Origin of the sequence: Arthrobacter sp. AQ5-05 (assembly GCF_003287975.1) — a bacterium.
Lineage (GTDB): Bacteria > Actinomycetota > Actinomycetes > Actinomycetales > Micrococcaceae > Paeniglutamicibacter.
Window position 1 is genome coordinate 15826 of sequence record NZ_QMKQ01000027.1, and the last position, 20059, is coordinate 35884.

The 20059-nt window shown below is 66.5% G+C and carries 17 protein-coding genes; 8 read left to right on the top strand and 9 right to left on the bottom strand.

Annotated features, from left to right (window positions below; all coding sequences use genetic code 11):
- Positions 1 to 42 precede the first annotated feature (42 nt).
- Positions 43 to 2016, bottom strand: coding sequence for an ABC transporter ATP-binding protein (locus tag DQ353_RS17470; protein ID WP_113764467.1), 1974 nt, complete (start codon positions 2014 to 2016; stop codon positions 43 to 45).
- Positions 2013 to 3746, bottom strand: a complete 1734-nt coding sequence (locus DQ353_RS17475) for an ABC transporter ATP-binding protein (RefSeq protein WP_113764468.1) — start codon at positions 3744 to 3746, stop codon at positions 2013 to 2015. Before DQ353_RS17475 ends, DQ353_RS17470 begins: the two co-directional genes overlap by 4 nt.
- 1770 nt (positions 3747 to 5516) lie before the next feature.
- Between DQ353_RS17475 and DQ353_RS17480 the strand changes: the two genes are divergently transcribed.
- A complete protein-coding gene (locus DQ353_RS17480) occupies positions 5517 to 7904 on the top strand; it encodes an ATP-binding cassette domain-containing protein (protein ID WP_113764469.1) in 2388 nt (795 codons plus the stop codon).
- Positions 7905 to 7922: 18 nt separating this feature from the next.
- Here the strand turns inward: DQ353_RS17480 and DQ353_RS17485 are convergent, their stop codons facing one another.
- From DQ353_RS17485 to DQ353_RS17515, 7 genes are all read right to left on the bottom strand, one after another.
- Positions 7923 to 8390: a hypothetical protein gene (locus DQ353_RS17485; RefSeq protein ID WP_113764470.1), complete on the bottom strand. Its 468-nt coding sequence runs from the start codon at positions 8388 to 8390 to the stop codon at positions 7923 to 7925.
- Positions 8387 to 8989, bottom strand: a complete 603-nt coding sequence (locus tag DQ353_RS17490) for a signal peptidase I (RefSeq protein WP_113764471.1) — start codon at positions 8987 to 8989, stop codon at positions 8387 to 8389. Before DQ353_RS17490 ends, DQ353_RS17485 begins: the two co-directional genes overlap by 4 nt.
- A gap of 33 nt (positions 8990 to 9022) precedes the next feature.
- Positions 9023 to 9565 carry a hypothetical protein gene (locus DQ353_RS17495; RefSeq protein WP_113764472.1) on the bottom strand — a complete coding sequence of 181 codons (543 nt, stop codon included), beginning with the start codon at positions 9563 to 9565 and terminating at the stop codon, positions 9023 to 9025.
- Between the two features lie 35 nt (positions 9566 to 9600).
- Positions 9601 to 10125, bottom strand: a complete 525-nt coding sequence (locus DQ353_RS17500) for an alternate-type signal peptide domain-containing protein (protein WP_113764473.1) — start codon at positions 10123 to 10125, stop codon at positions 9601 to 9603.
- 231 nt (positions 10126 to 10356) lie between these two features.
- The gene (locus DQ353_RS17505) at positions 10357 to 10590 is read right to left on the bottom strand and encodes a hypothetical protein (RefSeq protein ID WP_071213631.1); all 234 of its coding nucleotides are present in this window, start codon (positions 10588 to 10590) and stop codon (positions 10357 to 10359) included.
- A 144-nt stretch (positions 10591 to 10734) separates the two neighbouring features.
- A complete protein-coding gene (locus DQ353_RS17510; RefSeq protein ID WP_113764474.1) occupies positions 10735 to 11187 on the bottom strand; it encodes a MarR family winged helix-turn-helix transcriptional regulator in 453 nt (150 codons plus the stop codon).
- Entirely contained in the window at positions 11184 to 11771 is a 588-nt protein-coding gene (locus DQ353_RS17515; RefSeq protein ID WP_113764475.1) for a GNAT family N-acetyltransferase, read from the bottom strand. Before DQ353_RS17515 ends, DQ353_RS17510 begins: the two co-directional genes overlap by 4 nt.
- Positions 11772 to 11886: 115 nt before the next feature.
- Here DQ353_RS17515 and DQ353_RS17520 point away from each other — a divergent pair, with 115 nt between their 5' ends.
- The 7 genes from DQ353_RS17520 to DQ353_RS17550 all read left to right on the top strand — a co-directional run bounded on the left by DQ353_RS17520 (position 11887) and on the right by DQ353_RS17550 (position 20046).
- On the top strand, positions 11887 to 13098 hold the full coding sequence (locus tag DQ353_RS17520) for an acylneuraminate cytidylyltransferase (RefSeq protein ID WP_286166880.1): 1212 nt from the start codon (positions 11887 to 11889) through the stop codon (positions 13096 to 13098).
- 87 nt (positions 13099 to 13185) lie between these two features.
- The gene (locus tag DQ353_RS17525; RefSeq protein ID WP_113764476.1) at positions 13186 to 14079 is read left to right on the top strand and encodes an N-acetylneuraminate synthase family protein; all 894 of its coding nucleotides are present in this window, start codon (positions 13186 to 13188) and stop codon (positions 14077 to 14079) included.
- A gap of 129 nt (positions 14080 to 14208) precedes the next feature.
- Positions 14209 to 15234, top strand: coding sequence for a glycosyltransferase family 2 protein (locus tag DQ353_RS17530; protein ID WP_113764477.1), 1026 nt, complete (start codon positions 14209 to 14211; stop codon positions 15232 to 15234).
- Entirely contained in the window at positions 15231 to 16586 is a 1356-nt protein-coding gene (locus DQ353_RS17535; RefSeq protein ID WP_113764478.1) for a polysialyltransferase family glycosyltransferase, read from the top strand. Before DQ353_RS17530 ends, DQ353_RS17535 begins: the two co-directional genes overlap by 4 nt.
- Positions 16573 to 17601 (top strand): hypothetical protein, encoded by a 1029-nt coding sequence (locus DQ353_RS17540; RefSeq protein ID WP_113764479.1) that lies wholly within the window; start codon positions 16573 to 16575, stop codon positions 17599 to 17601. The genes DQ353_RS17535 and DQ353_RS17540 overlap by 14 nt, the downstream gene beginning before the upstream one ends.
- Complete coding sequence (locus DQ353_RS17545) at positions 17598 to 18830, top strand: DUF6716 putative glycosyltransferase (RefSeq protein WP_113764480.1); 1233 nt, start codon at positions 17598 to 17600, stop codon at positions 18828 to 18830. The genes DQ353_RS17540 and DQ353_RS17545 overlap by 4 nt, the downstream gene beginning before the upstream one ends.
- Positions 18831 to 18960: 130 nt before the next feature.
- Positions 18961 to 20046 (top strand): inositol-3-phosphate synthase, encoded by a 1086-nt coding sequence (locus DQ353_RS17550; RefSeq protein ID WP_113764481.1) that lies wholly within the window; start codon positions 18961 to 18963, stop codon positions 20044 to 20046.
- Positions 20047 to 20059 lie beyond the last annotated feature (13 nt).

A 20059-nucleotide genomic window follows, 5' to 3' on the forward strand; every position in this document is an offset into this window, starting at 1 on the left:
GGCGTGATGCGACATTGGGAGTGGCTGGCAAGCAAACTCCCGCTAGATCTCCTCGTCCACCGGCAGCGCGAATTGCGCGTTGTAGAGCTCGAAGTAGGCGCCGCCGGCCGCCAGCAGCTCGGCGTGGGACCCCTGTTCGACGATCCGCCCGGCGTCCATCACCAGGATCAGGTCCGCGTCGCGGATCGTGGAGAGCCGGTGGGCGATCACGAAGCTGGTCCGGTCGCTGCGCAGCGCGGCCATGGCCTGCTGCACCAGCACCTCGGTGCGGGTGTCCACCGAGCTGGTGGCCTCGTCCAGGATCAGCACGCTGGGTTTGGCCAGGAAGGCGCGGGCGATGGTGATCAGCTGCCGCTCGCCCGCGCTGACGTTCTCGGCATCGTCGGCGAGCACCGTGTCGTAGCCCTCGGGCAGAGACCGAACGAACCTGTCCACATAGGTTGCGGTGGCTGCTGCGATGATCTCTTCCTCGGTGGCCCCGGGCCGGCCGTAGGCGATGTTCTCGCGGATCGTGCCGCCGAAAAGCCAGGTGTCCTGCAGCACCATGCCCATGCGCCGGCGCAGGTCATCGCGGGTCATCGTCGCGATGTCCGTCCCGTCCAGGGTGATGCGCCCGGAGTCCAGCTCGTAGAAGCGCATGATCAGGTTCACCAGCGTGGTCTTCCCGGCCCCGGTGTGCCCGACGATGGCGATGGTGTGGCCCGGTTCGGCAACCAGGCAGACGTGTTCGATCAGCGGGACCCCGGGGCTGTAGCTGAAGGACACGTCCTCGAAGACCAGCTTTCCGGCGCCCGGACCAGGGCTTTGGGCGGGCACCTGGTCCGCGGACTGCTCCTTCGCCTCAAGCAGGTCGAAGACGCGCTCGGCCGAGGCGATGCCCGACTGGACCAGGTTGGCCATGCTGCCCAGCTGCGTCAGCGGCTGGGTGAACTGGCGCGAGTACTGCAGGAACGCCTGCACGTCCCCCAGCCGCATCGAGCCCGATGCCACGAACATCCCGCCGATCACGGCGATGGCCACGTAGATCAGGTTCCCCACGAACATCATCGAGGGCTGGATGATCCCGGAGACGAACTGGGCGCCGAAACTGGCCTTGTAGAGCTGGTCGTTCTTCGCGTCGAAGACCGCATTGGTCTCGCGCTGCCGGCCAAAGACCTTCACCAGCGCGTGGCCGGTGTAGTTTTCCTCGATGTCGGCGTTTAGTTCGCCGGTGTGCTTCCACTGGGCGACGAACATCTTTTGCGAGCGCTTGGCCACCTGCGCGGTGATCACGATGGTCAGCGGGATGGTCACCGCGGCGACCACCGTCAGGATCGGCGAGACCAGCAGCATCATCACCAGCACGCCGATGACGGTCAGCAGCGAGGTCACCATCTGGCTGAAGGTCTGCTGCAGCGACTGGGCGACGTTGTCGATGTCGTTGGTGACGCGCGAGAGCAGCTCGCCGCGCTGCATCTTGTCGTAGTAGCCCAGCGGCAGCCGGTTGATCTTCTCCTCCACATCCTGGCGCAGCCGGTACATGGTCCCCTGCACCACCTCGTTGAGCACGTAGGCCTGCAGCCAGGCCAGCAGCGAGGAAAAGACATAGAGCGCCAGCACCCCGAGCAGCACCAGACCCAGCGCATGCAGGTCCACGCCAACACCCGGGGTCAGGTGCATCCCGGAGAGCAGGTCGGCCTGCGAGTTGTCCCCCCTTGCACGCAGCCCCTCGATGACCTGGTCCTGGGTGAGACCGGCAGGAAGCTTTGCGGAGATCACGCCCTCGAAGATCAGGTTGGTGCCCTGGCCCAAGAGCTTTGGCCCCAGCACGCTGAAGCCGACGCTGAGCACACCCAGGACAAGCACCGCGGCCAGCCCCAGGCGGTGCGGGGCCAGCCGGCGCAGCAGCTTCTTCGCCGAGGGGAGGAAGTTCATGGCCTTTTCCGCGGGCATGGACGGCCCGAAGCGCGGACCACGGGCCGGTGGCGGGCCGGGCATGCGCTCGGCGGTGGCCTTCTTGCCCGTCGATTCGCTCATGAGGCCTCCTGCGCGGTGAGTTGGGACTCGACGATTTCCACGTAGGTCGGGCAGGATTCCAGCAGTTCGGTGTGGGTGCCGTGGCCCACGACGTGCCCGCCCTCCAGCACGATGATCGCCGCGGCATCGCGGATGGTGGCCACGCGCTGCGCCACGATGAGCATCGTCGCCTGAGACCTGTGTTTCTTCAGCGCCAGGCGCAGCCGGGCGTCGGTGGAGGAATCCAGGGCGGAGAACGAATCGTCGAAGATGTATATTTCCGGATCCTTCACCAGCGCGCGGGCGATGGCCAGTCGCTGGCGCTGGCCGCCGGAGACGTTGGTGCCACCCTGGGCGATCGCCGCTTCCAGGCCACCCTCCATGGCCGCGACGAAGTCGCGCCCCTGGGCGATGTCCAGAGCCTCCCACAGTTCCTCGTCGGTGGCATCGGGCTTGCCGTAGCGCAGGTTGGAGGCCACCGTGCCGGCAAAGAGGTAGGGCTTTTGCGGGATGAGCCCGATCCTGCTCCAGAGCAGGTCGGGTTCCAGGTCCCTGATGTTGACCCCGTCCACCAGCACCTTCCCCGCGGTGGCGTCGAAGAGCCGCGGCACCAGGTTCACCAGGGTGCTCTTGCCCGAGCCCGTGGAACCGATGATGGCGGTGACCCGGCCGGGGGCCGCCGCGAAATCGAGGTCGTGCAGCACCGGCTGCTCGGCGCCCGGGTAGGAGAAGGACACCCCGGAGAATTCCACGGTCCCGATTTCCCGCAGCGTGCGCACGGCCGGATAGGCGGCCTTGACCGAGGATTCGGTGCCAAGCACCTCGCCGATCCGGTCCGCGCTGACCGCGGCACGCGGCAGCATCATCCCCATGAAGGTTGCCATCATGACCGCCATCAGGATCTGCAGCAGGTAGCTGAGGTAGGCGACCAGCGCCCCGACCTGCATCTCACCCGAGGCCACGCGCAGCCCGCCGAACCAGATCACCGCGACGCTGGAGACGTTCAGCACCATCATCACGATGGGGAACATCAGCGCCAGCAGCCGCCCGGCCCCCAGCGACACGTCGGTCAGTTCCCGGTTGGCCGCCGCAAAGCGGGCCTTTTCGTCCTCCTCGCGCACGAACGCGCGGATCACCCGGATGCCGGTCAGCTGCTCGCGCAGCACCCGGTTCACCACATCGATGCGTTTTTGCATGAGCCGGAACAGCGGAACCATCCGGGAGATGACCAGCCCGACGGCAACCAGCAGCACCGGCACGGAAACAGCCATCAGCCACGACAGGCCAAGGTCCTGCTGCATGGCCATGACGACCCCGCCCACGGCAAGGATCGGGGCGGCGACGAAGAGCGTGCAGGTCATCAGCACGACCATCTGGACCTGCTGCACGTCGTTGGTGGTGCGGGTGATCAGCGACGGTGCTCCGAAGTTCGAGACCTCGCGCTCGGAGAACCCGGAGACCTTGTGGAAGATCGCCCCGCGCAGGTCCCGGCCCAGCGACATCGCCGTCCTGGCCCCGAAGTAGACCGCGGCGATGGCGCAGGCCACCTGCACCAGCGTGATCCCCAGCATGAGCATGCCGGTGGACAGGATGTGTTGCACATTGCCCACGGCCACGCCATTGTCGATGATGTCCGCCACCAGGCTGGGCAGGTAGAGCGAGGCGATGGACTGCGCTGCCTGGAAAAGGCCCACCGCGATGAGCAGGTTCCGGTAGGGCGCCAGGTGGACACGCAGCAGGCGCAGCAGCATGTTCCCGCCAACCCTCCTGGGCCGGTGCTTGGCCGCGCGGTGGTTTGTGGAACCGGACATGTTCCGAACCTAGTCGCGCGCGCAGCGGCCCACAAGGGTACTTTGTCCCCGCGGCGCACATTTGAGCCGGGGCCGAAGTGCCGCGGACAACGGGCGTCGTTTCCGAAAGCGGCTGCACTGAATCTCAGAACTCGTGTGCATCGCTGCGCCAAGGAAATTGAACGCCGCCCCAACCGGCAATCCTTCCCGTGCGCATATCGGTCTTGCGGACGGCGGAACGGGCCGCGCCCTGTTGGCACCGCTGAGGCCTGGCTCGGTGAAAGCCCTCTTCTGTGGCAACCCAAGGGAACGAAGGGCATTCATCTGGGAAGTCGCGTCCCGGCCATTGGAGGATACGTTTGCGTATGCGATCGGGAGTCCGGCCATGAATTTGCGTGCAGCGTTTAGACTCCGCATCACCGGGCTTTTTCTCGGGCACGGTAGACGGGAATATGACGCCTGCGGAACCATGCAGTTTCGTAAAATTCCGAAGCCCTCTGCACGCGCTCCGGTGAACGACCGGATTACGGGACGCTCACAAGTGGAAAATCGGACAGGCCCCTTGCGGGACTGCGCCGATTTCGGCAGCAAAAGAATGGGTTCCTGATGGTAAGGGAACGGAAATACGCAATGGGCCGCTGCTGCAGGTCGTCCCTGGGCACCCCTGCTGGGGCGTTCTGTAGGCCAGCGAGCTCTGTTCCTTGGTGTACAACTCTTCCACCAGACCCTGGGAAATTTGAGGATTTGATTTTCTCAGGAAGCACTACTATATTTCTTGGCATGCGGGGAGAATAGCGATTTACCTCTCCCGATTGAGGAAGGTGCAGTTGCTTCCTTTTTGGGGGAAACCCGCACAGTGGTAACCGGCCGTCGGACAGCTTGAGACGGCCGCAGCAGTACAGCAGTAGCCGGAGGGCGTGGTCGTCGGACAGCTTGAGACGACCGCAGCAGTACAGCAGAACCAGCAACCCCGGCAATAAAGCAGTACCCGCAGTAAATGGCAGTACAGCAGTAGCCGGAGGGCGTGGTCGTCGGACAGCTTGAGACGACCGCAGCAGTACAGCAGAACCAGCAACCCCGGCAATAAAGCAGTACCCGCAGTAAATGCAGTACAGCAGTAGCCGGAGGGCGTGGTCGTCGGACAGCTTGAGACGACCGCAGCAGTACAGCAGTACCAGCAACCCCGGCAGTAAAGCAGTACCAGCAGTACCCGGTCGTCGGACAGCTTGAGACGACCGCAGCAATACCAGCAGTAGATCAGTAGAGCAGTACCCGGAGGGCGTGGTCGTCAGACAGCTTGAGACGACCACAGCAGTACCAGCAACACCGGTAGTACCTGCAGTACCGGGCCGTAGGACAGCTTGAGACGGCCACAATAGTAAAATAACCCCCATGGGCGGGCTGGTAATGGATCTGTATTCATCACTAGCCCGCCCCCTTCCGTTCTTGCCATAGTTTGCGTCGTTCACCGCAGGACCGGAGCTGACACTACCCAAGAACCCACGCCAGGAGTTCTTCCGAACCTCTCGGCCTCCCACAGAGCGTTCCCCTTACGGACGCACCGGCGCAGCGCAGACGCCCTCTGCCACTCGGTGCAATCGCCTTCGAAAATTGGCGCCAGGCATGGGAAAGGGAATCGGGCGGTTTTCAAGAAGTCCGCGCACCTGCCGGGGCACTAATGTAGGCAGCGGGGGTTCCGGCGATGCGGGACCGGCGGCAAATGGAGAACTGATGAGCAGCGAGACCAAGACCAGTGCGGCGGCGGCCACGCATGCGGCGGACAGCCACGAGGTGATCCGTGTGCGCGGGGCACGGGTGAACAACCTCAAGGACATCAGCGTCGAGATCCCCAAGCGCCGGCTGACGGTGTTCACCGGTGTCTCCGGCTCCGGGAAGTCCTCGCTGGTCTTCGGCACCATTGCCGCCGAGTCCCAGCGCATGATCAACGAGACCTACAGCGCGTTCGTGCAGGGCTTCATGCCCACCCTGGCCCGCCCCGAGGTCGACACCCTCGAGGGGCTGACCACCGCGATCCTGGTGGACCAGGAACGCCTGGGCGCCAACCCGCGTTCCACGGTCGGCACCGTGACCGATGCCAACGCGATGCTGCGTATCGTCTACTCCCGGCTGGCGCAGCCGCACATCGGTTCCCCGCAGGCCTACTCCTTCAACGTCCCCTCCGTTTCCGGAGCCGGTGCGGTCACCATGGAAAAGGGCGGGAAGAAGATCAAGGAACGGCGTTCCTTCTCCATCACCGGCGGCATGTGCCCCGAGTGCGAGGGCCGCGGCAAGGTCAATGGCTTCAACCTCGCCGCGCTCTTCGACGACACCAAGTCCCTGGCCGAGGGCGCCCTGACCGTCCCGGGATACTCCATGGACGGCTGGTACGGGCGCATCTTTGCCGGTTCCGGGTTCTTCGACATGGACAAGAAGCTGGGCAAGTTCACCAAGCAGGAGCTCGACGACCTGCTCTACCGCGAGCCCACCAAGATCAAGGTCGAGGGAATCAACCTCACCTACGAGGGAGTGATCCCGAAACTGCAGAAGTCGCACCTGGCCAAGGACCTCGAGGCCATGCAGCCGCACATCCGCGCCTTCGTGGAACGCGCCGTCACCTTCACCGCCTGCCCCGCCTGCGGCGGCACGCGCCTGGCCGAGCACGCCCGCACTTCGAAGATCGAGGGCAAATCCATCGCGGACGCCTGCGCCCTGCAGATCAGCGACCTGGCTTCCTGGGTGCGCGGGCTCAACGAACCCTCGGTCGCCCCGATGCTGGACGCGCTCGGGGACACCCTTGACTCGTTCGTCGACATCGGGCTGGGCTACCTCTCCCTGGAACGTCCCTCGGGCACGCTCTCGGGCGGCGAGGCGCAGCGCACCAAGATGATCCGCCACCTGGGCTCCTCGCTCACCGACGTCACCTACGTCTTCGACGAGCCGACCATCGGGCTGCACCCGCACGACATCGACAAGATGAACGAGCTGCTGCTGGCCCTGCGCGACAAGGGCAACACCGTGCTGGTCGTCGAGCACAAGCCCGAGACCATCGCCATCGCCGACCATGTGGTGGACCTGGGCCCGAAGGCCGGATCCGCCGGCGGGCAGCTCATGTATGAGGGCACCGTTGCAGGCCTGCGCGCCAGTGACACCATCACCGGGCGCCACCTGGATGACCGCGCGACGCTGAAAGAGAGGGTGCGCACCTCCACCGAAGCGCTCGAGGTCCGCGGGGCGAACACCAACAACCTCAAGAACGTGGACGTGGACATCCCGCTGGGCGTGCTCACGGTGCTGACCGGGGTCGCCGGGTCGGGAAAGAGCTCGCTGATCCGCGGCTCGGTGTCCGGGACCGAGGGAGTCATCACGGTGGACCAGGGCGCGATCAAGGGCTCGCGCCGTTCCAACCCCGCAACCTACACCGGGTTGCTGGAGCCGATCCGCAAGGCGTTTGCGAAGGCCAACGGCGTGAACCCGGCATTGTTCAGTGCGAACTCCGAGGGCGCCTGCCCCACCTGCAACGGCGCCGGGGTCATCTACACCGACCTGGGCATGATGGCCGGGGTCTCAAGCACCTGCGAGGAGTGCGAGGGCAAGCGCTTCGATTCGATGGTGCTGGAGTACCACCTGGGCGGCAAGGACATCTCCGAGGTGCTGGCGATGTCGGCGTCCCAGGCGCAGGAGTTCTTCGCGCAGGGAGAGGCGAAGCTGCCGGCCGCGCACAAGATCATCACCCGGCTGGTCGAGGTGGGCCTGGGCTACCTGAGCCTGGGCCAGCCACTGACCACGCTCTCCGGCGGCGAGCGCCAGCGCCTGAAACTGGCCACGCACATGGGCGAGAAGGGCGGGATCTACGTCCTGGACGAGCCGACCACGGGCCTGCACCTGGCCGACGTCCGGCAACTGCTGGGCCTGCTGGACCGCTTGGTCGAATCGGGCAAGTCGGTCATCGTGATCGAACACCACCAGGCGGTCATGGCCCACGCGGACTGGATCATCGACCTGGGCCCGGGTGCCGGCCACGACGGCGGCAGCATCGTCTTTGAGGGGACCCCGGCCGATTTGGTGGCGGATCGCTCCACGTTGACCGGCAAGCACCTGGCCGCCTACATCGGCGCGTAGCCCGGTGCGGGCGGCCGGCTACTTGGCCGGCGTGCACACGACCTTTGCACCCTGTGCCGCATTGGTCAGTACGGCGTCGATCCGGGCCGCGGGACCCTCAAGCCCGGATGCGCTGGGCGTGATGCTCACGGCAAACATGTCCTTGCCCTGCAGCGAGGTGCGCGGCAGGCGCAGCGTGGCCGTGGTTGCCGAGGTGGTCTCGGCCACGGCCACCGCGTTGTGCACCGTCTTCACCGAGTATCCGGAGGCATCCACCGCGGCCCAAGACAGGGTCAGGTCCGAATAGGAGCTGCCATCCGTCCGGGAGCAGGACACCGTGGCGGCATCGACACCCTTCGGGGCCCAGGCGCCGGCTGTGACATCGGTGGAGGCGGTGCCCCCCAGCGACCAGAGCGCCTGGGCGGCTGTGGCACCAAGTCCCAGGACCACCGCCGCCGCAAATGCGATGGCCACCAGTCGCAGGCCCGGCACGCGCCCGGCCCTCATGCCGACACCTTGTCTGGGCCGAGGGATGCGGCGTTGCCTGTCGCCGCGCGCCGGCGGGCACGCAATCCGCGGAACATGGTGAATACCCCGTATCCGATGAGTCCCGCCGCGGCAATCCGGCCGACCGCGCCGCGGTTCTGGGTGCCCAGCCAATTGGCCACGAACCCGGCATACGGGACGGCGTAGGACAGCTCTCCGCGGACCTGCACCTCGGTGACCGGCAGCTTGTCGGCAACATCGTTGTTGTCTCCCTTGGTCACCAGCGTCCGGTGACCTTCCTGGTCTGCGGCGATGGACACGATGCGGTGGGTGATGACCTCCGGACGGCCCGATGCCACCTGGTAGGTCACCACGTCCCCCACCTTCAGCGATCCATAGGGTGCGGGATTGACGACCAGCAGCGTCCCTGGGCCGTAGTTGGGCTTCATGGAGCTGGTCAGCACGGAGTAGGTCTGCGATCCGGTCAGCAGCGGAACCACGACGAGCACCAGCGCGGCCAGTGCCGCGGCCACCAGCAGCATGAAGCTGGTCGCGGTTCCCGCCCGGCGCAGGGGCGCGGAAGCGGAAGAAGATCGGGATGCTGATGGCTGCCTGGTCATGGCGTGAACCTCGTTGCGTTGGTGGCTGGGGGATCAGGGGTGTTGCGTGGCCCCCAGGGCAAAAGTGATTTTCGCGCCCGCTCCCCCGAGCGTTGCGGGCGCGTTGCCGGCCAGCGTGGTCCGCAGGCACAGCACGGCACTCTTGCCCTGGGCCAACTCCAGCTGGCTTGGGGCGGCGTCCACCGAGCAATCGGTGCCCTGGGCTCGGTAGATGTCGGTGCCGAGGTAAGCAGCCAGGGCCCCGGAAACCCTCGGACTCCCGACCTGCACCGCGGCCCCCAGCGTCCCGCTGCCCGCGTCGGACGTATTGGTGAGCGTCAGGGCCGTGGTGCGGGAAGTTCCGGGCAGCAGGCCGGTGGTCCCGGGCAGCGATACTTCTTGCCCGGATACCGACAGCTGTTGCGCCGCGGCGCCCTCCGCCTTGATGGACAGGGAGAATTGGGCGGTGGCAACGGTCTGGGTTTTCGAGGCTGCCGCCGCATTCCAGGCGGCCAGCGTGCCCTGCACGGTGCCAAGCCCCAGGATGGCGGCGACCGCCAGAAGCGCCCCGGTTTTCAGTGCGGTTTTTGTGCCCATGGCGGTCTCCCGGCGACCCGGATTTGCCTCGTCGCCTAGGAAGTGGGGTTCGTCGGGGCGTTCTGCTCCAGCTTGAAGCCGATCTTGCCCAGGTCGTTGGTTGTGTGGGCACCCGTGGTGCCGGTGGTCGATGCCGGGAACGTCACGAGCACCGAGGCGGTGTAGACGCCGCTGGATGCCGGGACAAGTTCCGCGGGAACGGTGGCGCCATGCACATCGGTGAGGACCGGGTTCGCCACGCTCAGGTAGGAGGCCGAGGAAGCGAGTTTGTCGGAAACTGTGAGTGAGGCCCGCATCTGTTCTCCCGTGAGCTCCACCGTGACGGGCTGGGAGAAGCGCAGCTGGTCTCCCGGTACCACCTTGTAGGTGGAGGGGTCGATGGTCTGGCCGGAAGCGTTGCTCCAGGTCCCCTGGCCCGCCGTCAGCTCCAGGTCGCCGGTGACGATCTTCCCGGCGTTGGCTTCGACCGTGCTGTTCCAGACAGCGAGTGTTCCGCCTCCGCCAAGCAGCAGGGCCACGCCAAGGCCGGTTGCGAGTGCGCCTTTTGTCATCTTGTTCATGGTGCAATCCTCGAAAAGTCCTGCGCCGGCCCCAGCGGCCGGTGCAGGATCAACTTTCCGGGTCGAACCACAAGGAAGGGAACATCTTTCTTGCAATCTTGCGCCAAGCTTTCCGCAGGCGGCTCAAGGGTTTTCGGGCCGCTCTTGAGATGTTGTTGCTGTTGCCGTGCTGGATCAACAAAGCATGCACAAAGTTGCGTTTCCCATGCGTCGCGCTGTGGGTTGCGCGGATCAGCGGTTGGCGGTGGCGATGACCTCGTCGGGTGCCTGGGTTCCGGCAGCTTCGTGCGCAGCAAGGACCTTCCGGGCACGCTCGCGCTTCAGCTTTTCCTTCGGGTCTCGGTGCGGGGGAAGCTCGGCCGGGCCGAAGAAGAAGAACCCCACGAACTGCAGGCGCCACAAGGCGCGGTAGACGAGGCTCAGCCCGGTGGTGTCCTTGACGATGGGCAGTCTCTTGTCGCTCATGGTTTTCAGTCTCTTTCTGTGGGGATCCGGTCTGCTGCTGCGTGACGGATTCTCCGCGGACGTGCGGCTGTCACCTTCAATTGTATTCGAATGATTGGTGCACCAACTAATTGGCCGGATCCCGGCCCTGGCAAGACAAATGGCCTAGTGCTGGGACCTCATGGCGGCGTCAATGAGCTTCTTCATGGTTCCGTGGAGCGCGTTGAGTTCCTCGAGATCGATGTCCAGGCGCTGCATCATTTCCTTCGGGATCTCGAGGGCCAGCTCGCGCGCGGCCCTGCCCTTCTCGGTCAGAATGACCTGCAGGATCCGCTCGTCCGCGGCGCTGCGGCTGCGTTGCACGTATCCCAGCGCCTCGATCCGCTTGACCAGCGGTGAAAGTGTCCCGGGGTCCAGGTGGAGAAGCGCACTCAGCTCCTTGATCGACAGCGGTTCATGTTCCCACAAGGTCAGCATGACCAGGTACTGCGGGTGGGTCAGGCCCAGCGGCTCAAGGACCGGCCGGTAGGCAGCAATCACGCTGCGCGAGGCCAGCGACAGGGCAAAACAGACCTGGTTCTCCAGGGCCAGCGGGTCTGCCAGCACTTTGTCGCTCACGTTTTTCCTTGCTGTCGACGAACATTCGGTTCTTCCATCATAGGTACGCCCGCGATATCCCGGTCTCCAGCGGCCCACTCCCCGGCGGAAAGTGCGAAGCGCCGGTACACGCCGGGAACACCCAAGTATTCATCCGTGTCCCCCGTGCCGGTGGACCTGAAACCGAGTCCGAGCAAGATGCGCATCGAACCCGCATTCGCTTCCAGTGCCTCGGCCCAGATCTCATCCAGGCCCATCCGAACAAAACCGTGGCCCAGGGCCGCGGCAGCGGCCCGGCGCCCCAGTCCCCTGCCCCACAGCCGGCGTTCCCCGATCAAGAACCCCAGCTCGCGGCGCCGCGGCTCGCTGCCGTGAAGGTCCACGTAGCCGACCAGACCACCTGCAAACTCGGCTCCGAGCCGCACCAAGCCCGCCGGAGGATCGAGCACGATCTTGCGCTGGAACTCCAGGTGGGCCCGCGGCTCCAGGTCCGTCGACCATCCCGCGGCGCGGCAAAACTCCGGGTCCGCTGCCCATTGCGCCATGGTGGCGGCATCGGAAAGCACCAAGCCACGCAGCGATATGCGGTCCTCGAGTCCACTCATGGAGCCACTCTACGTCCATGCCCAACCGCCCCGCGCCCACTGGCCTTGCAGTTGTCGTCTGCCGTTAACCTAAATGCGGCCAGCTGGTTGATTCGCGCCGATAGCGTCTTTGGTTGTGAGCACGAACAGTGAAGCAAAGACCCTGGTCATCATCCCGGCACGTGGAGGATCGAAGGGGATCAAGCTAAAAAACCTGCGCAGGATCGGCGGCCAAACCTTGTTGGCACGGGCCATTGAATCCGCATTTGCCACGCCGTCAGTTCTCGACGTCGTGGTCAGCACGGATCACCCGGAGATCAAGGCCGAGGCCCTGGCCCACGGTGCGACAGTCATCGACCGCCCGGCAGATATCGCCGGTGATACCGCAAGCAGCGAATCGGTGTTGTTGCACGCCCTGGGCACCCTGGACGTACTCCCCCAAATCACCGTCTTCATCCAATGCACCTCGCCGGTCATCGACCCGGCGGACCTGCAGGGGGCCATCACCACGGTCGCCAGCGGAGCAGCGGACGTGAGCTTCGCGGTGGTCCCGGACCACGGGTTCCACTGGAGCTGCGACGAGACCGGCGCCGCCCATGCCAGCGGCCACGACGCCGCCCGGCGTCCGCGCCGGCAGGACCGCGAGCCGCGCTTCCGCGAAACCGGGGCGTTCTACGTCATGGACACCGCCGGGTTCCTGGAGGCGGAGCATCGCTTCTTCGGGTCCCTGGCCCTGGCCCGGGTCCCCGAGGAACACGGCATCGACATCGACACCGAGGCGGACCTGGAATTGGCCCGCTGGCGGCTTTCAGGGAACACGCCAGCCGCAGGGATCGACGTGGACGCACTGGTCACCGACTTCGACGGTGTCCACACCGAAGACACCGCCTACCTCAGCCAGGACGGCACCGAGGCGGTGCGGGTCTCCCGTTCCGACGGCATGGGCATCTCGCTGCTGAAGAAGGCAGGAATCCACCTGCTGATCCTTTCCACCGAAACCAACCCCGTGGTCACCGCCCGGGCCGCCAAGCTCGGCGTGGACGTCGCCCAAGCCGTGGCGGACAAGGCCACCGTGCTGAACCAATGGATCGCCGGGCACGGCCTGGACCCGGCACGCGTCGCCTACCTGGGCAACGACGTGAACGACCTGGATGCCATGAGCCAGGTCGGCTGGCCGCTGACCGTGGCCGACGCTCGCGAATCGGTCCATGCAGCGGCCCGGCACCGGCTTTCCACCAACGGCGGCCACGGCGCGGTCCGCGAAGCGGCCGACCTCATCCTGGCCGGCATCACCGTGGCTGCATCCGCCCCGGCATCAGGGCCACTGGAACCATCCCTGGCCCACTAGGCCCCCACAGTTTTCCACCAATCCTCACCGAGACCTTCACCCATTCAATCCCCGAACGGTCCGGCAACACATGAAAGGCATGTCCCCATGACTATCACCACCACCGAAACCGCACCCGTAGCCATCGGCGAGCAGCTGCTGGGCACCGGCCAGCAGGTCTACGTCATCGGCGAGATCGGCATCAACCACAACGGCGACATGGAGATCGCCAAGCAGCTCATCGACGTCTCCGCCAAGGCCGGCGCCAACGCCGTGAAGTTCCAGAAGCGCACCCCGGAGATCTCCACCCCGATGGACATGCGCGACAAGATCCGCTCGACCCCGTGGGGCGACATGACCTACATGGACTACCGCTACCGCGTCGAATTCGATGCAGCCCAGTACAAGGAACTGATCCGTTACGCCGCCGCGCAGGGCCTGCACGCCTTCGCCTCCCCGTGGGACGTCCCCTCGGTCGAGTTCATGGAAGAGCAGGGCGCGGTGACCCACAAGGTCGCCTCCGCCTCGGTCACCGACATCGAGCTGCTGACGGCCCTGGCGCAGACCGGCAAGCCGATCATCCTCTCCACCGGCATGTCCACCATCGAGCAGATCGACAAGGCCGTGGAAACCCTCGGCACTTCCAACCTGGTCATCATGCACGCAACCTCCACCTACCCGCTGCCTCCCGAAGAAGCCAACCTGCGCATGATCACCACCCTGCAGGAGCGCTACCAGGTGCCCGTCGGCTACTCGGGCCACGAACGCGGCCTGCAGATCTCGTTGGCCGCCGTCGCCCTGGGCGCCGTCACCGTCGAACGCCACATCACCCTGGACCGCACCATGTGGGGGTCGGACCAGGCTTCCTCGCTGGAGCCCAAGGGCTTCGAGGCACTGATCCGCGACATCCGCATCCTCGAATCCGCCATGGGCGACGGCGTCAAGCGCGTCTTCCCGGGCGAGCTGGCACCGCTGAGCCGCCTGCGCCGCGTCGACGCCTAAGCGGTCATCTTTTCCGCATGGTTTCAGGACCGTGGGGGTGTCCGCCTTCCGGCGGGCACCCCCACGGCATGAGGCGGCCAAACGCCGCCAACCAGCTTTTCCAGACCTAAGGACCACCCCCAGATCCCCATGCCTTCCACAGCCGCACGTCCCTCCGCCAAGGCCCGCATCCCCGGGCTCATCAGCGTCATCGTTCCGGCCATGAACCAGCAGGACTTCATTGGCGACACCCTGGCCTCGCTGGCACGCCAGCAGCTGGGCGCCCGGGAGCTCGAGGTCCTGGTCATCGATGATGCCTCCACCGACGCCACCGCTGCAATCGCCGGGGAATTCACCTCGAAGCTTCCGGGGCTGCGGATCATCACGCACCCGGCCAATCGCGGGGTCTCCGCGGCCCGCAACACCGGGCTTGCGCAGGCAACCGGGGAATTCATCTCCTTCCTGGACCCCGACGATTGGATGGCCCCGACACAGCTTGCCCTGCTGGCCGGCGGCCTGGAGGACCTGGGCGTGGACTTCGTGCGCTGCGACCACGTGCGGGTCACCGGCGGGAGCCGGGCCCTGTACCGCGCCCCGCAGGCCAACCGGAACATCGCCCTGGACCCGGCCGCGGACATCTCCCCCGTCGACAGCGCCACCATGATCGACTACCCGTACTCATGGGCCGGCATGTACCGCGCCCGACTGCTGGAAACCGCGGCCCCGCGGTTCAACGAGGCGCTGCGCACGGCCGAGGACCGGCCGTGGTTCTGGCAACTGGCATTGCGCGCCGAAAGCTACGCGGTGCTCAACGCCCCGGGGATCTTCTACCGCCGCGGGCTTCCCGGCTCCCTCACCCAGGTCTTCGACGACCGGCAGCTCGACTTCCTGGCCGCCTTCGGTGACATCTTCGAGTTGGTGCTGGGAGACCCGGCCCACCTGGTGCACGCCCCGAAGGCGCTGCGGCAATTCCTTGCCGTGTCCTGCCACCACCTCGGCCGTGCCTCCGCCTGGCCGCCGTCGCTGCGCCAGGCCCTGCGCGCGGGCATCGCCGCGAGGCTTTCGGCACTGCCGGCGGAGCTGCTGCACGACGGGCTGGCCCAACTCGACGCCAAGCGCCGCAAGGCACTGTCCCCGCTCACCCCCGCGGCCAACACCAGGCAGGCAAGCTCATGATCCAACTCGTCCAGGCATCCACCTACTTCCAACTCGTCTCGCTGGCCGCCATGATCGACGCCGGGCTGCTGCCGGCCGCCAAGCGCCGAATCCTGGTGCTGGCCAACGGCAGCCAGCTGCCCGAAATCACCACGCCACTGCGGCAGAACCCGGGCTTCGAGCTCCTGGCCGCGCGCTTTGACGACGTGGTGGACCTGGGCGAACTGCTGTGGCCGCGCCGCCCCGGGCAATTCAATCCCCGGAACGAGGAGCTGCCGCTCTTCGAGAAGCTGCTGCGCCACCGCTGGGACCTTGGTCGGGGCCCGGTGTCGCTGGTGCTTGAATCCATCCAGGTGAATCCGGCCCAGGCGCTGGCGAGGATCTTCTTCGACGCGCCGATCTCTGTGCACTCCGACGGACTGATGTCCTACGGCCCCACGCGCAACAAGCTGCCGGTGGCGATGCTCCAGCGCCTGCGCGAAACCATCCACATCGACCTGGTCCCGGGCCTGGAGCCCATGCTGCTGCTCGAAACCCCGGTGCAACGCAAGGTGCTCGGGCTCGAGGCGCTGGCGGCGGTCTTCACCGAACTGGCGGCCGCAGTCGAGCCGGCCGGCCTCGCCCTGCCCAGGGACGCCGCCCTGGTGGTGGGCCAGTACCTGGGGTCGTTGGGGATCCTCGATACGGCCGCGGAACTCGAGCTGCACCACCGGATGCTGCTGGCCGCCCGCGATGCCGGGGCCTCGTCGGTGGTGTTCAAGGCGCACCCCAGCGCGGGGCCCACCGCCGCGCTGCAGCTGCGGGCCCGCGCCGAATCCCTGGGCCTGGGCTTCGAGATCCTGGACACCGACCTGCTGGCCGAAACCGTCATCACGCTCATGAAGCCGCTGGTGGTGGTCTCCTGCTTCTCCACAGCCCTGCTCAGCGCCAGGTACATGCTTGGCACCCCGGTGATCGCCGTGGGCACCGCGGAGCTGCTGCAGGAGCTGAGCCCTTACCAGAACTCCAACCGCATCCCCGTCTCGATCGTCGACGCCCTGCTCGTGGCCGGGCTCGACGCCCCGGCGGACGCCGAGGGAAACGATGAGCTCACCGCGCTGCTGGGAGCCGTCGCCTACTGCATGCAATACGAGAACCTGCCCGGGCTGCGCGAAGGCGCCGCCGAGTTCCTGGAGGCGAACTACTCGCGCTTCGGCGCCCACTTCAAGCGCCGCCGGCTGGCCGCACTGGATCTTCCGCCGCATTGGGCGCACCCGCGCCGCCGCCGCCACTGGGGCAGCCGGCTGCAGCGCCGCGCGCTGCGCGTCGGGACCCGCTCGCTGCAGCGCCTGGCACGCACGCTGCAGGAGGGGGCCTCCCGTGCATCCCGCTGAGTACCGGGCTGATTCCGGCGTGGCCCGACCCCGCTTCGGCCACGCCGAGGTCTGGGTCGAGTCCCCGCTGCAGCTGCTCTCCGCCATCGAGGCGCACGGCGCCGGGCTGCTGGGCACTTCCAGCCGCATCCACCCGCGCGGGGGCACCACGACGCTGGATGCCACGCTGGCCACGCTGATGGCCCGGGCACCGGCGGGCGTGGAGTTCGCGCCCCCCACCCAGGTGCCCCCGGCCCCGGGATCGGCCGGCGCGCGGCGCTGGGTGACCGGGGACGCCTACTCGGGCCGGGTCCAGCGCGCACTGCTGGGCCACATCGCGGTGCAGGAAATCGTGGTCATCGACGACGGGCTGGCCACGCTCGGGCTCATCCGGGCGCTGGTGGCGAGCGAACCGACGGCTCTGGTGCGCCCGCGCTCCAATCCCAACCCGGCGCGCCGCGCGCTGGGGATAGCCAGCTGGTACCGGCTGCGCGCCCTGGCCCGGGCCTCTCGGCTGCTGGTCTTCACGGCCCTGCCGGTGGAGCCGGGGGTGGCACGCAGGTTCCGCGAGCTTGGTGGGCACCTGGAATCGCACCGTTTCGAGTGGCTGAACACCCAGCCGGTGGCCGAGCGGATCGCCGAACCCACAGTGGTGGTCGGCTCCGCGATGGCCGCCGACGGGCTGATCCACCCGGACCCGTACTTCCGCTGGCTGCATTCGCTGACCCTCGACGGGCCGGTCGCCTACTTCCCGCACCGCCGCGAATCCCCCCAATTCCTGGGTCTGCTGGCCGCGCACCAGAAGATCGCGGTGCGCGAGCACACCATCCCGATCGAGATGCGCCTGCGCGCCCTGCGCCGCGGCCAGGTGGTCCGTGCCCTGCCCTCCACCGCGTTGCCCTCGTTGCGGCTGTTGCTGGGCGGATCGGGCGTGCGGATCATCGGCAAGCAGGTTCCCGGCGCCTGGTGGACCCCCGCCGCCACGGAAGAACTTCGTTCCCACCTGTCCTCGTCCCTGGAGCTGCTGCCCACATGAACACACCCGTTGCCAGGCCCAGCATTGTTGCGGTGGCCGACTCGGATTCCTACCTCAAGCTCGCCTGCACCACGCTCGATGCCCTGGGCCCGGAATGGGACCGCCGCGTGGTGCTGGTGCGCACTCCCATCGCGCCGACGCCCGACCAGGTCGCCGCCGCCACCTCGGGCACCTGCTTCCAGGACGTGCAGATCCCGGTGCTGCCGCGCGCCGCCTTGGACTACCGCTCGCTGGATGCGCACATCATCTTTGCCGCGGCCACCGGACCGGTGGTCAGCGAGCTTTTCACCAAGCTCCTGCGCTCGAGGGCCAACGCGATGCGCCCCTCCGCACTGATTTCGGCGTTGCCCGGAGTCGCCTACCCGGCCACCGCCAAGGGATGGGCCTATCGGCGCAGCGGAGATGCGTTCATCGTGCATTCCCATGCCGAGGCCCGCGAATTCCTGCAACTGGCGGAGGCGGAATCCGGGCACCGCCCCGACGTCCTGGTCTCCAAGCTGCCGTTCCTGAAGACCGCGGGGTTCCCGCAGCCGGCACCATTCGCCATCGACACCGTGGTGTTCGCGGCCCAGGCCAAGGTCCCGGTGCAGCGTGCCGAGCGCCAGGAGATCCTGCTGGCCCTGGAGAAGGTGGCGAGGCTGAACCCGGCGGTTCGGGTCCTGGTCAAGCTCCGTGCCCGGGCCGGGGAGCCCCAGACCCACCTCGAGGCCCATCCCTACGACAGCTTGTGGGAGGAACTGGTCGCCGCGGGGAAGATCGGGAACGGGCATGTGGAGTTCGTGACCGGCCCCATGGAGAAATCGCTGGCTCCAGGTTCCGCGTTGCTGACGGTTTCCTCCACAGCGGCCCTGGAGGCGGTGGACCGCGGGCTGCCGGTGTTGGTGCTGACCGACTTCGGGCTCAATGATGCGATGCTCAACTCGGTTTTCCGTGGTTCGGGCCTGCTCGGAACCCTAGATGACGCGGCTTCGTTGCACTTTTCTTTTCCGAATCGTGCGTGGTTGCGCGAGAACTACTTCCACCGTCGCGGCCCGGAGTTCGCCTCGGCCATGGCCCATTACGCGCAGCGCGCCATGAATCAGACATTGACCACGTCAGATGCGCAATTGGCAATGGTGAAGGAGGTTGCCTTCCGGCAGCGGGTCCGCACCACCTTGCCGCGTCCGGCATTGGCAATGCTGTTGCGGATCCGGCGTTGCTGGCTGAGCGAACGGGGCTCCCGGACCTGATCGGGGCCCGCCCTCACCCTCGCGGGACACCCCTGGGGAATAACCGGCACGGCTTCTCACTTAGCATTGAAAGTGTGCCGGGCGGCGGGTCTTCCCCTGCTTGGAAGTTTTTGATTTTGAGGAGACAAAGGTGTCGGAAAATCCGATTCGGGTTGCAATCGTTGGCGTGGGCAACTGTGCCACGTCGTTGGTCCAGGGTGTCCAGTACTACCGTGACGCGGACCCGCAGGCCACCGTTCCCGGACTGATGCATGTCCAGTTTGGCAAATACCACGTCAACGACGTGCAATTCGTTGCGGCCTTCGATGTGGATGAGAAGAAGGTCGGACTGGATCTGGCCGACGCCATCCTCGCTTCCGAGAACAACACCATCAAGATCGCCGATGTTGCCACCACGGGCATCACCGTGCAGCGCGGCCACACCCTTGACGGCCTGGGCAAGTACTACCGCGAGACCATCACCGAATCCTCCGCCGAGCCGGTGGACGTGGTTGCGGCCTTGAAGGACGCCAAGGTCGACGTGCTGGTTTGCTACCTGCCTGTCGGATCCGACGCAGCGGCCAAGTTCTACGCCCAGGCATGCATCGACGCCGGCGTGGGTTTCGTCAACGCCCTGCCGGTGTTCATTGCCGGAACCAAGGAGTGGGCCGACAAATTCACCGCTGCAGGTGTCCCGATCGTGGGCGACGACATCAAGTCCCAGATCGGCGCCACCATCACCCACCGGGTGATGGCCAAGCTGTTCGAGGACCGCGGCGTGGTCCTGGACCGCACCTACCAGCTGAACGTCGGCGGCAACATGGACTTCAAGAACATGCTTGAGCGCGACCGCCTGGAATCCAAGAAGATCTCCAAGACCCAGGCCGTCACCTCCAACACCTCGGCCAAGCTGGAAGCGGACGACGTGCACATCGGCCCGTCCGACTACGTCGCCTGGCTCGATGACCGCAAGTGGGCCTTCGTCCGCCTTGAGGGCCGCAACTTCGGCGACGCCCCGGTGTCCCTGGAGTACAAGCTCGAGGTGTGGGATTCCCCGAACTCCGCCGGTGTCATCATCGACGCCGTGCGTGCCGCCAAGATCGCCCTGGACCGTGGCATCGGCGGACCGCTGGTCTCGGCGTCGTCCTACTTCATGAAGTCCCCGCCGGAGCAGTTCAACGACGACATCGCCAAGGAAAAGGTCGAGGCCTTCATCCGCGGCGACATCGAACGCTAGGCACTTCACGCCC

Coding starts and splice junctions, on each gene's coding strand:
- DQ353_RS17475 (WP_113764468.1), bottom strand. CDS start 3,746: ATGCTGCTGCGCCTGCTGCGTGTCCACCTGGCGCCCTACCGGAACCTG.
- DQ353_RS17545 (WP_113764480.1), top strand. CDS start 17,598: ATGAACACACCCGTTGCCAGGCCCAGCATTGTTGCGGTGGCCGACTCG.
- DQ353_RS17530 (WP_113764477.1), top strand. CDS start 14,209: ATGCCTTCCACAGCCGCACGTCCCTCCGCCAAGGCCCGCATCCCCGGG.
- DQ353_RS17480 (WP_113764469.1), top strand. CDS start 5,517: ATGAGCAGCGAGACCAAGACCAGTGCGGCGGCGGCCACGCATGCGGCG.
- DQ353_RS17525 (WP_113764476.1), top strand. CDS start 13,186: ATGACTATCACCACCACCGAAACCGCACCCGTAGCCATCGGCGAGCAG.
- DQ353_RS17515 (WP_113764475.1), bottom strand. CDS start 11,771: ATGAGTGGACTCGAGGACCGCATATCGCTGCGTGGCTTGGTGCTTTCC.
- DQ353_RS17535 (WP_113764478.1), top strand. CDS start 15,231: ATGATCCAACTCGTCCAGGCATCCACCTACTTCCAACTCGTCTCGCTG.
- DQ353_RS17505 (WP_071213631.1), bottom strand. CDS start 10,590: ATGAGCGACAAGAGACTGCCCATCGTCAAGGACACCACCGGGCTGAGC.
- DQ353_RS17495 (WP_113764472.1), bottom strand. CDS start 9,565: ATGGGCACAAAAACCGCACTGAAAACCGGGGCGCTTCTGGCGGTCGCC.
- DQ353_RS17490 (WP_113764471.1), bottom strand. CDS start 8,989: ATGACCAGGCAGCCATCAGCATCCCGATCTTCTTCCGCTTCCGCGCCC.
- DQ353_RS17485 (WP_113764470.1), bottom strand. CDS start 8,390: ATGAGGGCCGGGCGCGTGCCGGGCCTGCGACTGGTGGCCATCGCATTT.
- DQ353_RS17470 (WP_113764467.1), bottom strand. CDS start 2,016: ATGAGCGAATCGACGGGCAAGAAGGCCACCGCCGAGCGCATGCCCGGC.
- DQ353_RS17500 (WP_113764473.1), bottom strand. CDS start 10,125: ATGAACAAGATGACAAAAGGCGCACTCGCAACCGGCCTTGGCGTGGCC.